Source organism: Faecalibacterium tardum (assembly GCF_040096515.1).
Taxonomy (GTDB): Bacteria; Bacillota; Clostridia; order Oscillospirales; family Ruminococcaceae; genus Faecalibacterium; species Faecalibacterium tardum.
The window spans coordinates 1-16,973 of record NZ_JBBMEO010000011.1 but is presented as its reverse complement, the minus strand read 5'-3'; the positions used below and the strand labels follow the sequence as shown (position 1 = coordinate 16,973).

16 protein-coding genes, 1 tRNA gene and 1 other annotated feature are annotated in these 16,973 nt (G+C 59.1%); of the genes, 2 read left to right on the top strand and 15 right to left on the bottom strand.

Annotated features, from left to right (window positions below; all coding sequences use genetic code 11):
• Positions 1–66 precede the first annotated feature (66 nt).
• Both WMO44_RS08360 and WMO44_RS08355 read right to left on the bottom strand, forming a co-directional pair.
• Positions 67–318: a DUF6061 family protein gene (locus WMO44_RS08360; protein ID WP_349152317.1), complete on the bottom strand. Its 252-nt coding sequence runs from the start codon at positions 316–318 to the stop codon at positions 67–69.
• Between the two features lie 152 nt (positions 319–470).
• A tRNA-Tyr gene (locus WMO44_RS08355) sits at positions 471–555 on the bottom strand.
• 205 nt (positions 556–760) lie between these two features.
• Between WMO44_RS08355 and WMO44_RS08350 the strand changes: the two genes are divergently transcribed.
• Positions 761–1,432, top strand: coding sequence for a sugar transferase (locus WMO44_RS08350; RefSeq protein ID WP_055186966.1), 672 nt, complete (start codon positions 761–763; stop codon positions 1,430–1,432).
• A gap of 46 nt (positions 1,433–1,478) precedes the next feature.
• On the opposite strand, the gene ilvD is transcribed toward WMO44_RS08350, so the two are convergent.
• The 4 genes from ilvD to ilvB all read right to left on the bottom strand — a co-directional run bounded on the left by ilvD (position 1,479) and on the right by ilvB (position 6,704).
• The gene (ilvD, locus tag WMO44_RS08345) at positions 1,479–3,137 is read right to left on the bottom strand and encodes a dihydroxy-acid dehydratase (protein ID WP_249251252.1); all 1,659 of its coding nucleotides are present in this window, start codon (positions 3,135–3,137) and stop codon (positions 1,479–1,481) included.
• A gap of 204 nt (positions 3,138–3,341) precedes the next feature.
• Positions 3,342–4,361 carry a ketol-acid reductoisomerase gene (ilvC, locus tag WMO44_RS08340; protein ID WP_097779242.1) on the bottom strand — a complete coding sequence of 340 codons (1,020 nt, stop codon included), beginning with the start codon at positions 4,359–4,361 and terminating at the stop codon, positions 3,342–3,344.
• Positions 4,362–4,460: 99 nt separating this feature from the next.
• The gene (ilvN, locus tag WMO44_RS08335) at positions 4,461–5,024 is read right to left on the bottom strand and encodes an acetolactate synthase small subunit (RefSeq protein WP_349152316.1); all 564 of its coding nucleotides are present in this window, start codon (positions 5,022–5,024) and stop codon (positions 4,461–4,463) included.
• A 15-nt stretch (positions 5,025–5,039) separates the two neighbouring features.
• Positions 5,040–6,704: a biosynthetic-type acetolactate synthase large subunit gene (gene ilvB, locus WMO44_RS08330; RefSeq protein ID WP_112121381.1), complete on the bottom strand. Its 1,665-nt coding sequence runs from the start codon at positions 6,702–6,704 to the stop codon at positions 5,040–5,042.
• 87 nt (positions 6,705–6,791) lie between these two features.
• Positions 6,792–7,049, bottom strand: a binding site (T-box leader).
• A gap of 182 nt (positions 7,050–7,231) precedes the next feature.
• Between ilvB and WMO44_RS08325 the strand changes: the two genes are divergently transcribed.
• Complete coding sequence (locus WMO44_RS08325) at positions 7,232–8,449, top strand: ATP-binding protein (protein ID WP_349152315.1); 1,218 nt, start codon at positions 7,232–7,234, stop codon at positions 8,447–8,449.
• A 91-nt stretch (positions 8,450–8,540) separates the two neighbouring features.
• Here the strand turns inward: WMO44_RS08325 and WMO44_RS08320 are convergent, their stop codons facing one another.
• The 9 genes from WMO44_RS08320 to WMO44_RS08280 form a co-directional block, all read right to left on the bottom strand.
• On the bottom strand, positions 8,541–8,915 hold the full coding sequence (locus tag WMO44_RS08320) for a RidA family protein (protein ID WP_055186970.1): 375 nt from the start codon (positions 8,913–8,915) through the stop codon (positions 8,541–8,543).
• 315 nt (positions 8,916–9,230) lie between these two features.
• Entirely contained in the window at positions 9,231–10,436 is a 1,206-nt protein-coding gene (ilvA, locus tag WMO44_RS08315) for a threonine ammonia-lyase (protein WP_249240646.1), read from the bottom strand.
• A 145-nt stretch (positions 10,437–10,581) separates the two neighbouring features.
• Positions 10,582–11,526: a TPM domain-containing protein gene (locus WMO44_RS08310; protein WP_349152314.1), complete on the bottom strand. Its 945-nt coding sequence runs from the start codon at positions 11,524–11,526 to the stop codon at positions 10,582–10,584.
• Positions 11,523–12,281: a LemA gene (locus WMO44_RS08305; RefSeq protein WP_349152313.1), complete on the bottom strand. Its 759-nt coding sequence runs from the start codon at positions 12,279–12,281 to the stop codon at positions 11,523–11,525. Before WMO44_RS08305 ends, WMO44_RS08310 begins: the two co-directional genes overlap by 4 nt.
• A 1-nt stretch (position 12,282) precedes the next feature.
• Entirely contained in the window at positions 12,283–13,434 is a 1,152-nt protein-coding gene (locus tag WMO44_RS08300; RefSeq protein WP_349152312.1) for a toxic anion resistance protein, read from the bottom strand.
• A 43-nt stretch (positions 13,435–13,477) separates the two neighbouring features.
• Entirely contained in the window at positions 13,478–14,107 is a 630-nt protein-coding gene (locus tag WMO44_RS08295; RefSeq protein WP_015537494.1) for a 5-bromo-4-chloroindolyl phosphate hydrolysis family protein, read from the bottom strand.
• 103 nt (positions 14,108–14,210) lie between these two features.
• Positions 14,211–14,699, bottom strand: a complete 489-nt coding sequence (locus WMO44_RS08290; RefSeq protein ID WP_154251703.1) for a DNA-deoxyinosine glycosylase — start codon at positions 14,697–14,699, stop codon at positions 14,211–14,213.
• Positions 14,696–15,589: an HAD family hydrolase gene (locus WMO44_RS08285; protein ID WP_349152311.1), complete on the bottom strand. Its 894-nt coding sequence runs from the start codon at positions 15,587–15,589 to the stop codon at positions 14,696–14,698. Before WMO44_RS08285 ends, WMO44_RS08290 begins: the two co-directional genes overlap by 4 nt.
• A gap of 137 nt (positions 15,590–15,726) precedes the next feature.
• Complete coding sequence (locus tag WMO44_RS08280; RefSeq protein ID WP_349152310.1) at positions 15,727–16,614, bottom strand: putative manganese transporter; 888 nt, start codon at positions 16,612–16,614, stop codon at positions 15,727–15,729.
• Positions 16,615–16,973 lie beyond the last annotated feature (359 nt).

The window sequence follows — 16,973 nt, the reverse complement described above, 5'->3', positions numbered from 1 at the left end:
CCTGCCTTACATAGATGTATCTCGCCGAGGTGTGTCCAGTTGGGCGCACCTCTTATTTTTTTGCCCTTAATCTTCTAGCCCATGGCTCCCGGCTGCATTTTTCAAATATTCCTCCGGGTCACCGTTCAAAATCAAATCGGCATAGCCCAGCGGGTCATTGTAGATGAGATAATCCAGCTCCGACCTCTGCGCCATTGTCACATCCAGCGCATCCTCGACCCCGGTGCAATCAATGGAGATCATTCTCCCATCCCGGAGCAGCAGTTCCACGCAGCCAGTGTCCATGTTGAATTTGCAGACTCTTTCATCGTACTTCATAATCGCATCCTCCAAATCTTGTTATCGGCTTACGGTCTATGACAAGGTATCGGGATTTTGCGCCGTCCACGGGAGCCTTCGTTGTTGTACCCGAAGAAAACGAAAAATCCGAACCCTTCTCCAATCGGAAATAGGTTCGGATTTTTCTTGTTTGGTGGGCGCGGGTGGATTCGAACCACCGAAGCTGAAAGCAGCAGATTTACAGTCTGTCCCCATTGGCCACTCGGGAACACGCCCATATTCAGTTGTTGTGCATCCGTTTGCCGGACGACTTGTTTATTTTAGCATGAGAAAGGGGTTTTGTCAACTACCTTTTTTCACTTTTTCGGCACTTTTTTCAGCATACTTTCTGCCCCCGTCCGCCGCGCTTTATCTGGTTGAATTGCATCCTGTTTTATGTTAAAATAATGTAAAGATTTTACAGGCAGGAGTAGGTCATTGCATGGAGTCAACAATCAGCGCCGCCCCGCAAATTTTTATCGACCGGGAAAAAATGCTGCGCGGCCATCGGCATTACTGGGTGCTGCGGCGTGCACAGGACATCGTATTCTCCCTGCTGGCGCTGATTTTGCTTGCGCCGCTGGCGCTGGTGATCAGTCTTGCCATCGTGCTGGACAGCCCCGGAGACGGAGCCATTTTCCGGCAGCGGCGGGTAGGACGGGACGGCAAGCTGTTCTGGCTGTATAAGTTCCGCACCATGTGCCCGGACGCTGAGAAGCGGCTGAACGAATTGTTGAAGCTGAACCAGATGGACGGCCCGGTGTTCAAGATCAAGGGCGACCCCCGCATTACCCGGGTGGGACGTTTTCTGCGCAAGACCAGTCTGGACGAGCTACCCCAGCTGCTCAACGTGCTGCGGGGCGATATGAGCATCGTGGGACCGCGCCCTGCACTACCCCGGGAGGTAGAGCTGTACAGCGACTACCAGCGCCAGCGACTGTACGTCACCCCCGGGCTGAGCTGCTACTGGCAGATCGCACCCCACCGCAACGAGATGAGTTTTGACGAGTGGGTGGCGCTGGATTTAAAATACATCCAGGAGCGTAGCTTCTGGGTGGACTGGAAGATCATCATCCTCACCGTCCGCGCCATGTTCATGAAATACGGAGAGTGACAAAAGCGCCTGTTGTGCATCCGCACAACAGGCGCTTTCGTTACGTTTATTTCAGCACCGCACCCAGATTTGCACTGGTGACCATGCGGGCGTAGCGGCTCAGCCAGCCGGTCTTGATGTTAGGCTCCGGCGCAACGTACTTTGCCTTGCGCTCAGCCAGCACTGCATCGCTGACCTCCAGCGTGATGGAGGCGTTGGGGATGTCGATAGTGATGGTATCCCCTTCCTCGATCAGGCCGATGGGGCCGCCGGAGGCTGCCTCCGGGCTGACGTGGCCGATGGCGGCACCACGGGAGGCGCCGGAGAAGCGGCCATCGGTGATGAGCGCCACCGTCTTATCCAGCTTCATGCCAGCCAGCGCAGAGGTGGGGTTGAGCATCTCCCGCATGCCCGGGCCGCCCTTGGGGCCTTCGTAGCGGATGACCACCACATCGCCCGGGACGATCTTGCCCGCGTAGATGGCGGCAATGGCTTCCTCCTCGCTGTTGAACACCCGCGCCGGGCCGGAATGCTGCTGCATCTCCGGGGCGACAGCGCTGCGCTTGACAACGCAGCCGTCCGGGGCAATGTTGCCCCACAGGATCTGCAGACCGCCGGTCTCAGAGTAGGGGTTCTCGATGGGACGAATGGCCTTTTCGTTCAGGATATGGGCGCCCTTGATGTTCTCGCCAAGGGTCTTGCCAGTGACGGTGGGCACATCCAAGTCCAGCAGGCCCTTCTTTGCCAGCTCTGCCTGTACTGCCGGAATGCCGCCCGCCGCGTACAGATCCGGCATGTGGGTGGGGCCTGCCGGTGCCAGATGGCACAGGTTGGGGGTCTTGGCGCTGATCTCATTGAACAGCTTCAGGTCGATGGGCACACCGGCCTCGTAGGCGATGGCCAGCAGGTGCAGCACCGTGTTGGTGGAGCAGCCCAGCGCCATATCACAGGTCAGTGCGTTGCGGATGGAGCGCTCGTTGATGATCTGGCGCGCGGTGATGCCCTTGCGCACCATCTCCATCACGGCCATACCGGCGTGCTTTGCCAGCTGCAAACGCTTGGAGTACACAGCCGGGATGGTGCCGTTGCCGGGCAGGGCGATGCCGATGGCCTCGCACAGGCAGTTCATGCTGTTGGCGGTATACATACCGGAGCAGCTGCCGCAGCTGGGGCAGCAGTTGCAGGTGCAATCCTCCAGCTGCTCGTCGGTGATCATACCGGCCTTATAGGCACCTACGGCCTCGAACATCTTGGAAAGGCTCACTTCCTCGCCGCCGTAAGTACCGGCCAGCATGGGACCACCGGAGCAGACCACAGCGGGCACATCCATGCGCACCGCTGCCATCACCATGCCGGGCACGATCTTATCGCAGTTGGGCACCAGCACAAGGCCGTCCAGCTGGTGTGCCATCAGCATGGTCTCCACGCTGTCGCAGATCAGTTCACGGGAGGCCAGAGAGTACTTCATGCCCACATGACCCATGGCGATGCCATCGCATACACCGATGGCGGGGATCAGGATGGGGGTACCGCCGGCCATCTGCACACCGGCCTTGACAGCCTCGGCGATCTTATCCAGATTCATGTGGCCGGGCACGATCTCGCTGTGAGCGCTCACCACGCCGATGAGGGGGCGTTCCAGCTCCTCCGGGGTGTAGCCCAGTGCATAAAACAGGCTGCGGTTGGGCGCGCGCTCCGAGCCCTTGGTCACGTTGTCACTTCTCATGGTTTGTTCCTCTTTTCCTTATAACAAAAGACCCCCTCCCAAAGGAGGGAGCCTTTCTTAGTTTTAAAAGCAGCTTTTGGCTGAACTCCTTCCGTCATCGCTTGCGCGATGCCACCTCCCTCACGGAGGGAGGCTTCACGCTGCGGTCAGACAAAAGGCTCCCTCTTTGAGGAGGCTGTCGCCGCAGGCAACTGGGGGAGTTCATTACTTCTTCAGCCAGCTCATCATGCCGCGCAGCTCGGCACCCACCTTCTCGATGGGCAGCTCGGCCTCCATACGGCGCTTGGCAAGGAAGTGCACCTTGCGGCCACCCTTGGGGCTCATCTCAGTCAGGAACTCGGAAGCAAAGGTGCCGTCCTGGATCTCGGTCAGAACCTTCTTCATCTCCTTGCGGGTCTCCTCGGTGATCAGGCGCTTGCCGGTGCGGTAGTCGCCGTACTCAGCGGTGTTGGAGATGGAGTAGCGCATCTTGGAGAAGCCGCCCTCGTTGATCAGGTCAACGATCAGCTTCATCTCATGGCAGGTCTCAAAGTAGGCCATCTCGGGCTCGTAGCCAGCCTCCACCAGCGTATCGAAGCCGGCGTGGATCAGCTCGGAAACACCGCCGCACAGCACGGCCTGCTCGCCGAACAGATCGGTCTCGGTCTCCTCCTTGAAGGTGGTCTGCAGGATGCCTGCACGGCCTGCGCCGATGCCGGAAGCATAAGCCAGAGCAATGTCCTTGGCCTTACCGGTGTAGTCCTGCTCCACGCAGATCAGAGAGGGGCAGCCCTCGCCCTCGGTGTACAGGCGGCGCACGATGTGGCCGGGGCCCTTGGGAGCGATCATGATGACGTCCACGTTCTTGGGGGCGGTGATGGTCTTGAAGTGGATGTTGAAGCCGTGTGCAAAGGCCAGTGCCTTGCCCTCGGTCATGTAGGGAGCCACCTGCGTGTTGTAGATATCGGCGCACAGCTCGTCGGGCACCAGCATCATGACAACGTCACCGGCCTTGGCAGCCTCTTCCACTTCCATCACCTTGAAGTTTTCGTGGGTGGCAGCGAACTCAGAAGCCTTTGCCCAGTGGGCAGAGCCCTTGCGCAGGCCGACCACAACGTTGACGCCGCTCTCAGCCAGATTCTCAGAGTGTGCATGACCCTGGCTGCCGAAGCCGATAACAGCGACGGTCTTGCCGTCCAGCACGCCGAGGTTGCAGTCGGAATCGTAGTATTTCTTGATAGCCATAATCGTTAGTCTCCTTTTACCTTTTCTGGTTGGTTTATCTTCCGGTCTTGTATGCTCTGTTCTATCTTTCGCTCACCCTGAGCGGAAAAGCAATGTGATTTATGCCCGTTTTGCGCCCGGCGGGGGCAGCTGGACGGAGCGCACCTCCTGCGGCGGCTTCTGGATATGCTGGTGCATCCCGCCGCGCTCCAGTGCAGTAACGCCGGTGCGGCACTGCTCAAGGATGTTGTAGCCCTCGAACATTTTCAGAAAAGCATCCAGTTTGTCCGGCCGGCCGATGAGCTCAAACACCATGCTGTCCGGGGAAAGATCAATGATCTTTGCCTTATAGATGCAGGCGATCTCCCGCAGCTCTGTGCGGTTGTGCACGTCCGATTCTACCTTGAGCAGCAGCAGCTCCCGCTCCAGCGCTTTTTCGCTGTCCAGCACGAACACCTGCCGGGTGACTTCCAGACGCTCGGTCTGCAATACCAGCTGCTGCAAAGCCTTTTCGTCGCTGGTAATGGTCACCGTGATGCGGCTGACTGCCGGGTCGTTGGTGGCGGACACCGTAAGGCTGTCGATATTGAAGCCGCGGCGGCAGAACAGGCTGGACACCCGGGCCAGAACGCCACTCTGGTTGTCCACCAGCAGGCTGATGACCCTGCGCTGATCAGATTCCATGATGCTGTGTCCTCCTTATTCCATGATGATGTCGTTGATATCGCCGCCGCCGGGGATCATGGGCAGCACCTTTTCGTCCTTGTCAATGATGCACTCGATCCAAGTGGGGCCTTTCTGCTGCAAGGCATCTGCAAAGGCTTCCTGAAACTCCGGCAGATTGGTGCAGCGGTAGCCCTTCAGGCCAAAGCCGTCTGCCAGCTTGACAAAATCTGTCTTGCGGTGGGGGTCGGTCTGGCTGTAACGCTTGCCGTAAAAGCTGGTCTGCCACTGGCGCACCATGCCCAGCACCGAGTTGTTGAAGATGACCGTGATGATGGGCAGCTCGTAGCTGACGGCGGTGCAGGCTTCGTTCAGGTTCATGTGGAAGGAGGCGTCACCGGTAAACATCACCACACGCTGCTGGCGTCCCAGTGCCATCTGGGCACCAATGGCGGCACCGTAGCCAAAGCCCATGGTGCCAAGGCCGCCGCTGGTGATAAAGCCACGGCTCTTGGTGTGGCGCAGGTACTGCGCCGCCCACATCTGGTGCTGACCCACATCGGTAACATACACGGCGTCTGGGCCGCACTGGTTGCACACCTCGCCGATGACCTGATGGGGCATCAGCCGGGTAGGGTCGGACACAGGGTGGTAATCCTGTGCCTGCCAGCTCTGGATCATCTTCATCCATTCCGGGTGCTTGGCGGGCTTGATCTGGGGCAGCATGGCGTTCAGCACATAGGCTGCATCGCCCACGATGGAAAGATCCACATCCACGTTCTTGCCCAGCTCGCTGGCATCAATATCGATCTGGATGATGGTGGCGTTTTTGGCAAAGGTCTTGGGGTTCAGCGCCACGCGGTCAGAAAAGCGGGTACCCACCGCGATGAGCACATCGCACTCTGCCACCGCCCGGTTGGAGGTGTAGCAGCCGTGCATACCCAGCATGCCCAGATTCATCGGGTCGCCATAGGGCACAACGCCTGCGGCCATCAGGGTGTAGGTGGCGGGGATCTCCGCCTTGTGCAGCAGATCCCGCAACGGCTGGCAGCTGGCTGCGCTGCGCACGCCGCCGCCAAAGTACACCAGCGGACGCTGGGCAGCGTTGATGAGGTCTGCCGCCCAGTGCACCTGCTCCTCATTATAGGTAGTCACGGTGCGGATGGGCTCCGGCTGCTTTGGGGTGAACTCGCACACTGCTGCGGTCACGTCCTTGGGGATATCCACCAGCACCGGGCCCTTGCGGCCGCTCTGCGCAATGCGGAAAGCTGCCCGCATGGTGTCAGCCAAGTCCTCTACCCGGCGCACCGTGAAGTTATGCTTTGTGATGGGCACCGTGATGCCCTCGATGTAAGCTTCCTGAAAGCCGTCCTTGCCGATACTGCTGGTGGGCACGTTGCCGGTAAAGGCCACCATGGGCACCGAGTCCATATAGGCGGTGGCAATGCCGGTGACCAGATTGGTGGCACCCGGGCCGCTGGTAGCCAGCACCACGCCGGTGCGGCCGGTGGCGCGGGCGTAGCCGTCCGCGGCATGGGCTGCGCCCTGCTCGTGGGCGGTAAGCACATGGGTGATGCGGTCGGCATTCTTATACAGCTCGTCATAAAGGTTCAGCACAGCGCCGCCGGGGTAGCCAAAAAGAGTGTCCACTCCCTGCTCGCACAGGACCTCTACAAAGATCTGAGAACCATTCAACTGCATGGTGTTGCTCCTATTCCTGTTCCACTTCTTATCCATTCCCTCAGGGAGAGCTTTTGAAAAAGAAAAAGCCCTTGTCCCCTGCTTCTTTCAAGAGACAAAGACCTTGTAACATCAAGCTCTCTGCGGTACCACTCTCGTTGGCGTGCTGTGCACACCCTCTCACGGGCTTCCAACAAAGCCCTGCACGGTAACGGCTGCAACCGGCGCTGCTTACAAGGGTTTTGCACCCGTTGGGCAGGCTGCTCCGGGATGATTTTCCGCACGAAACGCTGACTGCCTTGCACCAGACGGCAGCTCTCTGAACAGTGGGGATCGTGTGGTACTTTTTCCCATCTGCGCATTTGTTGATGTAAATTATACTATAAACCGGGCTTTTGTCAATCGACAATTTGTAACCTGAATCAGCCCAAAGATGAAGCATTTTTAACACCCCCTTGCATCCACACCCGAACCGCTGTATACTTTTGATATCCGCGTACCTGCGTTTTGTAGGGTATGTGCTAATGGAGAGGAAAAGGGATCGACCGATGAAACTGAGAGAATGGAATGCCCATCTGCATGGGCTTGTTGTGTTCCGCACCCTGCTGAACGACCCTGTTGTGGCAAGGCTTTTAGACCTGACCAACCGCATGGAGGCGGGCTGCTCCTCCTACGGCCCGGTGTGCGATGCTGTAGCCGCCTTTGAGGCTGCGCTATTCGAATACACCACCAACTGGGGCAGCTACCTGAGCAATGCTGTGCTGGAGGCCGAGACCATCTGCGTGCGGCAGGCCGCTGCCGGGCAGCTGGACGCGCTGCTGCAAAGCGCCCTGGACAGCGAGCTACAGTTTTTGCAGCAGCTGTGCGGGCTGACGCTGGACGAGCTGTTCCAGACCGCCTACTCGGAGCAGGCGCAGCGGCCGGAACTGGCTTTTCTGCCCCGGTGGCAGACCTGTGAGCTCGACCTTGCCGCCGCCTACGCCCAGCGCATGAGCGAGGTGGGCAAAAAGGGCTACGGTATGTTTGCAAAGCACCATGTATTCACGGTGGAGAACGGCCAGCTTGTGCCGGTAAAGTACCCCGACCCGCAGCGCCTTTCCGAGCTGCCCGGCTACGAGAAGGAGCGGGAAAAGGTGATCGCCAACACAAAGGCGCTACTGGCCGGGATGCCCGCCAACAATGTGCTGCTGTACGGCGACGCCGGTACCGGCAAATCCAGCGCGGTAAAGGCCATTGCCAACGAGTTTGCGCCCGAGGGGCTGCGGCTGGTAGAGGTAAAAAAGAACCAGCTGTACCAGATTCCCGACCTGATGGACAAGCTGGCGGCAAACCCGCTCAAGTTCATCCTGTTCATTGATGACCTGAGCTTTACCGCCAACGACGACAACTTTGCCGCCCTGAAGGCTATTCTGGAGGGCAGCGTAGGCGGACGCGCCCAGAACATTGCGGTGTACGCCACCTCCAACCGCCGCCACCTCATCAAGGAGACCCTCTCGGACCGCACCGGCGACGACATCCATGAAGCCGACACCCGGCAGGAGCTGATGAGCCTTTCCGCCCGGTTCGGCCTTACGGTCACCTTCCAGCGGCCGGAAAAGGCACGGTTCGAGACCATTCTGAAAGAGCTGGCAAAGCAGCACAACATCCAGATGCCCACCGAGCAGCTGCTGCTCAAGGCTGAGGCCTTCGCCCTGCGTGCCGGTGGCCGCAGCCCCCGGGTGGCCAAGCAATTCATCGAGCAGTGCGAGGCCGGTGTGCAGAAGTAAAAATCGGTTTTCCGAATATGATGCCAAAAAGCGGGACACCAAAGCATCCGCAGATGCTCCGGTGTCCCGCTTTTCTTGTCTTATTTTTCGCTCAGTCCCGCACAGCGATGCACTCGATCTCCAGCTTTGCACCCTTGGGGATGGCTGCCACCTGCACGCAGCTGCGGGCGGGGAACGGCTCGGCAAAGGCCTTGGCGTACTCTGCGTTCACTGCGGCAAAATCGTTGATGTCGGCCAAAAAGATCACCGTCTTGACCACGTTGTTCATGGAAAGCCCGGCCTCGGCCAGTATCGCCTTCAGGTTGGCAAGGCTCTGTGCGGCCTGCTGCTCCACGGTATCGGCCATGGTGCCGGTGGCGGGGTCTACCGGGATCTGCCCGGACACAAACACCATGTTGCCCAGATCCAGTGCCTGACTGTAAGGGCCGATGGCGGCAGGTGCGTTGGTAGTAGATACGACTTTCATAGTAGCAGTTCTCCTTTGTTATAAAATCACAATTTAGAATGGCCTCCGCTTCGCTCTGGCCATAAATAGCGGAATCATTCTTTTTTATTTTGCGTTTGTCGTGCCCTGCGGGGCACGACAAACGCATTTTTCACCGAAGGGGTCGGCACATGAAGCGGCATCTCAATCGCTGCCGTTTCGACCATGGCCTTTCTCGTGAAAAGGCAATCCAGAAAAGCCCGCAGGCTTTTCTGGATTGCAAATATAAAAATAAAATTTCCGCTGAATATAGCCAGAGCGAACGCGTCGGCTATTCCAAATCGTCCATTATCTTTATTATACTCTTTCGCTGACCAGCTGGAAGCCGGCCTTGGTCAGCTCGGTGCGGATCTGCTCGATCTGGGCAGCATCGCGGGTCTCCAGCGTCAGCTTGAGGAAGCAGCTGGAGATGGGCATATTGGGGTCGGAGCCATCGTGCTGCACCGACACCACGTTGCTGCCGCAGCGGGATACCACCTCGGCCACCTTTTTCAGCTGGCCGGGCTTGTCCTCCAGTGCGATGGTCAGGTTTGCCTTGCGCCCGCTCATGACAAGACCGCGGGTGATGACGCGGTTTAGGATGTTCACATCAATGTTGCCGCCGGAGATGACGCAGGCCACCTTTTTTCCTTCCACCGGCAGCTTGTGGAACAGTACTGCTGCCACCGGCACAGCGCCTGCACCCTCGGCCACCAGCTTCTGGTTCTCCATCAGGGAGAGGATGGCCGCCGCTGTCTCGTCCTCGGTCACGGTAACGATATCGTCCACATACTGCTCGCACAGCTGATAGGTCAACTCGCCCGGGGTCTTGACCTGAATGCCGTCCGCAAAGGTGGAGGCAGCTTTCAGGGTCTGGTACTTGTGCTCGTGCAGGCTGCGGTACATACTGGGGGCACCCTCGGCCTGTACGCCGTACACCTTGACCTCCGGGCGCAGAGTCTTGATGGCAAAGGCAATGCCAGAGATCAGTCCGCCGCCGCCCACCGGCACCACCACAGCGTCCACATCCGGCAGCTGGTCAAGGATTTCCAGACCGATCGTACCCTGCCCGGCGATGACCTGCTCGTCATCGTAGGGGTGGATAAAGGTCATGTCGTACTCCTTTTGCAGCTGCACGGCCTTGTCGTGGGCTTCGTCGTAGGTGCCAGGCACAAGGCAGACCTCTGCGCCCAGATTTTTGGTGTTCTCCACCTTCATCAGGGGCGCGCCGTCCGGCATACAGACGATGCTGCGGATGCCGCGCCGGGTAGCCGCCAGCGCCACACCCTGCGCATGGTTGCCCGCAGAGCAGGCAATGACGCCCTTGGCGCTCTCCTCCTCGGAAAGCTGGCTGATCTTATAATAAGCGCCCCGCACCTTAAAGCTGCCGGTGGCCTGCAGGTTCTCGGTCTTGAGGTACAGCTGGCAGTCCTTGGACAGCTTGGGGGCTTCAATGAGGTCGGTCTTTCTCGCCACGTCCTTCAGCACAAAGGCGGCGTGGTAGATCTTATCCAGAGTCAGCATGACAGATACTTCCTTTATTTTTTCGTGATGTCATCCAGTATAAGTTACGAAAATTGTTTTGTCAAATGAATTTCATTCACGATAAAAGGCATAAAAAAGAGAAAGGCAGTGGTAAAGCGCCACCGCCTTTCTCTTTTTATTCTCATTACCGCCCACGGCCACCGCCGCCGCCGTGGCTGGAACCACCGCCCATGCCACCGAAGCCGCCGCCAAAGCTGCCGCCGCCGAAACCGCCGCGCCCGGCACCGCCCCCGAAGGAGCCACCGCCCATGCCGCCAAAGCCGCCGCGCGGAGGCCGAGGGCCACGGGAGCCGCCGTAGAAGCCGCCCGGTGGGGGCGGCGGCGGGCCGCGACGTCTGCGAGGAGGCCGCGGCCCGCCGAAGCACCACAGCCAGCCGCAGGGGCTGGCAAAAACATAGGCCATCGACCGGATAATGACAATGAGCAGCACAACGCTGACCACAAGGGTCAGGATGTCGGTCAGGGCACTGCCGCCGCTGCTCTGCTCGCCCTGATAGCCGGGCTGCACGGTGCTGCCGTTACCGGTGCCGCCGGAAAGGCTGACGCCGTAGATATCCGCGATGGTGTTTGCCACGTTGCGGGCACAGGTGGTCACCGCGCCGTCATAATCCTTTGCGGCGAACTGATCTTCCATGGTCTGGGCGATGGCGCTGGACTGTTTTGCCAGCGTAGTGTTGCGGAAACCGTCGCCATAGGTCAGGTAGTAGTCACCGTCTGCATACTGCGCCGACTCCATCACCAGCAGAATCAGAACACCGTTATTGTTGGAGGAGGAACCGATGCCCCATGCGTTGAAAGCCTGTGTTGCGTAATCCTCCGTGGAATCATTGCCTGTATATTCTACAGTCAGTACACCGATCTGCGCGCCGCTGCAACTGGATTCCAACTGGGCGTTCAGTTCGGTGATGGTCTGCACGGTGCTGCTGCTCAGCACACCGGCACCATCCACCACGCACTGATCCTTGGGCAGGCTGGGCAGCTGGGCGGCAAAGGCCGCAGGGCACAGCACTGCCGCGCTGACTACCACAGCCAGCACCAGTGCGCTGATGCGTTTTGCAAAGTTTTTCATGCGAAGGGCTCAACCTCCTTCACGCCGGACAAAGCTCCCAGCACACTGGCCGGGAAGCCGCCGACATCCTTCTGATATTCATACACCGCCGTATTGTACTGCAAGGTGCCAATGATGGTGGCTGCGCTGTTGAACTGGCCGTACTGCCCCTGCACTGCGCCCATCTTCATGGGGTCGGCGGCCTGCTCCTGCAACTTTGCATACAGCTGGTCGATGGCAGCGCCCAGCGCCTGGTCGGCCTGATACAGCGCGTGCATCGTGCTGCCCTGATAGTAGGGCAGCGAGGTCAGCGTCTGGCTTTTGCCACCGTTCTGCACCGCCTGCAGACAAGCGGAGAAATCGTTCAGCGCCGTCTGTGCAGCCAGCACCTCGGCACTGTCTGCGCCAAGGGTGTTGGAGGCGGTGGTCAGAATGTTCGCCGCCGTATTTTCCCGGGTGGTCAGTTCCTCGCTCAGGTTATAACCGTTGTCAGCGGCGACCCCTGCGGTGAACCACTGGCGGGCGATGTTGTATTTGCCGCGCAGCTTGGCGCTGCCAAAACCGAAAAAAGCGGCCAGCATTACCACTATGCTCAAAGCCAGCGCCGCCGCCCGGGTGGAAAGCGCTGCGGGCAGCTTTGCTTCCAGTGCGGCCAGCTTCTGCTGGCGGGGCGTCAGCCTTACGGCCTGCTCCGGCTTTGCCTTTTCGCGGTAGCTGCCCGCGTCAAAGCCGCCGGGAGCGGTTTGTTTGTTCTGAGAAAAATCAGCGTTTGCCATTTCAGCTCCGGATCTCCATCATTTTGGTTTTCAGCTCGTCCTCGATGCGGGTCAGTTCCTGCTCGGCGGCAACGCGCTTTGCGCGGCCCTCGCTCTGGATCTTGTTCAGTTCGTCCAGCGTCTCGATCAGGCTCTTATTGGTCTGCTGCAGGGTCTCGATATCCACGATGCCGCGCTGGCTCTCCTTGGCGGTCTCGATGGTGCCCAGCTTCAGCGCCTCGGCGTTCTTCTTCAGCAGATCGTTGGTCATGTTGGTCACAGCGCGCTCGGCCTGCATGGCCTGCTGGCTGTGTGCCAGACCCAGTGCCAGCACCATCTGGTTCTTCCACAGCGGGATGGTGTTCACGATGGTGGACTGGATCTTTTCTGCCATCATGGTATTGTTGTTTTGCAGCAGACGGATCTGGGGCCCCATCTGCAAACTGATGTTGCGGGTCAGCTCCAGATCATACAGCTTTTTCTCAAAGCGCTCGCACTGATCGGCAAGGTCGCGGGCGGCCTGTGCATCCTCCGGCAGACCGGAGACCTTGGCTTTGTCCATAGCCTGCTGCAATTCGTTGGCACGCACATCGGCCAGCTTTTTCTTGCCGGCAAGGATATACATGCTCAGCTCCTTGAAGTAGGCCATGTTCAGCTCGTACATCTTGTCCAGCATGGCGATGTCCTTGAGCAGCTGCACCTGATGGGCTTCCAGCATGGACTGGATCTTTTCCACGTTGGTCTCGGTCTTGTCGTACTTGGTCTTGAGGGCCTCCAGCTGGCTGGTTTTCTTCTTGAAGAAGCCCATGATGCCCTTCTGCTGCTCCTCGTTGGCGTCAAAGCTCTTCAGCTCGCCGATGAGGTCGGTGATCATATCGCCCACCTCGCCCAGATCCTTGGTGGACACCTTGGAGAGAGCGGCTTCAGAAAAATCGCCGATCTTCTTCTGGCAGGCAGAGCCGTATTGCAGCACCTGCTGGCTGTTGGTGATATCGATCTTCTGGGCAAACTGATCCACCATGGCCTGCTCCTCTGGGGTCAGCTTCACCTGTGCTTCCGGGGCGGAGGCAGCGGCGGGCTTTTCCTCCTGCGGCACAGCGGCGGGGGTGGGGTCCAGCGTCAGGGTGGGCACTGCGGGGGCATCCAGATCAAAATTCAGAGTATTGTCAGCCATAAGTGATTCCTTCCTTTCAAAATCCCGAGGGGATATTCTGGTTTTACTTGCTCAAACCCTGCCCCTTCAGCATATTCTGCAAAACGGTCAGGTCTGCGGACAGGTCCATGCTCTCTGCCGCGTACAGGGCATCCAGCTGGTTTTCAAAAGCCGTGGCAATGGAGGCGGCGTTGTGCTCCACCTCGGCGCGGATGGCGGCGGCGTTCTCGCCCCGCACACCCTGCTTTGCAAGCTTTGCATACTGTTGCAAAACGTTTACGGCGTCCGGCAGATAGTAGTTGGCAAACCGGCGCACCTGCTTTGCCTTGGCGGGGTTTGCTTCCACGGCTTCCACGATGGAACGTCCTGCCTTTTCCATGCGGGTCATAGCGGCGGACAGCTGCGGATCGGGCAAAGCCTCGTTCAGCGCGTGCAGAGTGTCCAGCTTCTGCTGGATATCGGTCAGCATCTGGTCCACATCCTCCACACCGGTGTGGAAGGGTACCTCGTGCTCCACCACCCGGGGCGGGCAGGTCTTTTTTGCCACGCCAAAGGCCACGGCGGCACCGCCCAGCGCCACCAGCAGCGCCCATAATTTGTATACCGGCAGCACCGCGCACAGTACCACGAACACCAGCGCCATGGCGTAAAAAGGCAGCACGCTGGGCTTTTGGGTGCGGATGATCTTGCTCATGGTCATTTCTCCTTGTCCGGGGCAGTGCGCCCCTTATGATATCCATAATACAACGTCCGCAAAAAAACGCAAGTATCCCGCAAAAGAATTTACAGCCTTGTCATCATTTTACGATCCAGTCTGCCAGCGCAGCGCCCCAAAGCTCCTCCAGCCGGGCGGGGCTGCAGGCGGCGTTGGCGGGGCTAGTACTGGGCAGACGGACAGCCGGGATGCCGGTAAGCGGCTGCTGATATTTTGTGTAGATACGGTAGGCTGTGGCACCGTTGCAGAACACCGCCCGGATGGGTGCTTTGCGCAGCAGCCCGGCGATATCGTTGGGCACCACATCCCGGATGGAGGCATCCGATGCGCCGGTAATGGTGCAGCTTTCCAGCGTATCCCACAGCGCCAGCCCGTGGCGCAAAAGCAGCTGCTTTTTGGCGGCGATATCCTCCCGCGCGGGCAGCGGCTCCCCGGTCAGCGCCGCCAGCAGCGGCCAGAACCGATTTTGCGGGTGGCCGTAGTAAAAGGCCATCTCCCGGCTTTTGGGGCTGGGCCATGTACCAAGGATCAGCGCCCGGCTGCGGTCATCATACACCGGTGCAAAGCTCATAAACTGCCGCCTGCGCTTTCAATATTGCCCCATGCGGAGCCAAAATCTTTGCCGGAGGGCTCCGCACGGGGGCCGTCGAACCACAGCTCCTCGATCAGCGCCGCCACGCCGTCCTCCCGCACATCCCCGATGATCCGGTCGGCAGCGGCCTTGGCGTCCGGGGTGCCGTTTGCCATGCAGGCGCTCAGACCTGCGACCTTCAGCATCCCCACATCGTTGGCAGAATCGCCCACAGCCACGGCATCCGCCAGCGTAAGCCCCATCTGTGCACACAGGTCGGCAAGCCCTACGCCCTTATCCATGCCGCCGCGCACGATATCGTAGTAGCAGTAGCCGTCCGCGTTCTGCGCGCCCACCTGCATCCAGTGCAGGCCAAGGTAGCCGTATTTTTCGTGGAAGCGCTCCACTTCCTGCGGCGGCATGGCGGCAAAGGCAGCGTGGGGCATATCCACCAGATGCCTGTCCTGATCCTCGCCGTCCACGCAGTCCAGCCCGGGGCTGTTCATCCTCTGATAGCCGGTGTGCAGATACTCGTACTCACAGTAGGCGTAGTAGGCATCCCGGAAGTTGAATTGCAGCGGGTAGTTATAATCCTCGCAAAAATCCACCAGCACATACATCTCCTCGCTGGTAAGCGGATGCTCGGCTATTACGTTGCCCTGCCTGTCCACCACGCAGGCACCGTTGCAGGTAATGGCGTAGTCGTACCGGATGCCGCCCAGCTGGTTTTTATCCCGGATTCCCGGGTATGCGCGTCCGGTGCTGAGCACGAATTTGCCCCCAGCGGCTTGCAGTTTTTTTACCGCCTTTACCACCGCCGGGCGGGGCTTTGCTTCTCCAAAGGGCACCAGCGTGTTATCGTAATCGCTCGCCAGAATCTTATATTGCATGGTCATCTCTCCTGTGTGCATCGTTTTCTCCCAGTATAACACATTTCAAAGTCCAGCGGGAGAGGGGGAAAAGAAAAATGGGACAGCAGAATACCCGCAGGCATTCCACTGTCCCGAAATCCAAAATACTTTTATCTTCAGGCAAACACCGCCACGACCACCTGCATCGCCACGCCCACAAAGGCACCGGCGACCCATGTCAGGCCGGTGATGAAGAGGTTCTGCTTCCACGAGGGGTTGGCGCGCCACAGCACAGCCAAGCCCACACCCGCACCGGTGCACAGCCCCGCCACAAGGCTGGAAAAGCGCAGCGCACCCTCCACATACAACTGGGTCAGCAGCACGCTGGCGGCACAGTTGGGGATCAAGCCCACCAGAGCCGCCACCACCGGCTGGAAGAAGCCCATGCCGCCCAGCACCTCGGCAAACACGTCCTCGCCCACGCCCTCTACGATCATGCCAAACACCAGACTGAACACGAAGATGAACACAAAGATCTCCAGCGTGTGGCGCAGCGCTGCCTGCCAGATGGGCTTTTCGTTGCCCTCGGCATCGCTGTGTTCCTCGTGGCAGTCCACCTCGTCCGCATGGCCGGTGTAGCCGCCCCGCAGACCCTTGGGCAGCACGCCCCGTAGGACAAAATCCAGCACAAAGCCCACCACGATGGCGTACACCACCTTGATGACCATCAGAACAGCCAGCTTATCCCAGTAGGTCGGCATGGAGACCAGCAGCGGGATGGCTTCGTCGCTGGTGGCAAGGTACACTGCCATCAGCGTGCCCAGCGTGATGACCCGGGAAGCGTAGAAGTTGGACGCAATAGCCGAAAAGCCGCACTGCGGCACACAGCCCAGTACCGCGCCCGGCACAGCGCCCCAGCGCCCGCCGCCCGCCAGCAGCGCCTCGATGCGCTCGCCGTGGCGGTGCTCGATATACTCAATCAGCAGATAGGCCAGAAACAGAAAGGGCAACATCTTGGCGGTATCCACCAAGGTTTCGCCCAAAACATCCAGAAACAGTTCCATAAATAATCGCTCCAAAGCCCCGCATGGGGGTCGTCTCTCAACAATTTGCAATCAGTTTGCATTTTCGTGCAGGGTAGATTATACACGATATCCTTCCCAATTGCAATACCAAATTGCAAATTGGTTGCAATTTTATGTTATAGAACGTTGCAGCGCGTAAAAAAGCATGATTTCGAATGGTCTCCGCTGGCGCTCTGACCATTTTCAGCGGAAGAATTATTTTAAGTTTTGCGTTTGTCGCGCTCTGCGGAGCGCTCCAAACGCATTTTTCACGGGTGGGGTTTAGAACGAACTCCCTCAGTCAAAGCCTGACGGCTTTGCCAGCTCCCTCGAAGAGGGAGCCTTTGGCATGGCGATAC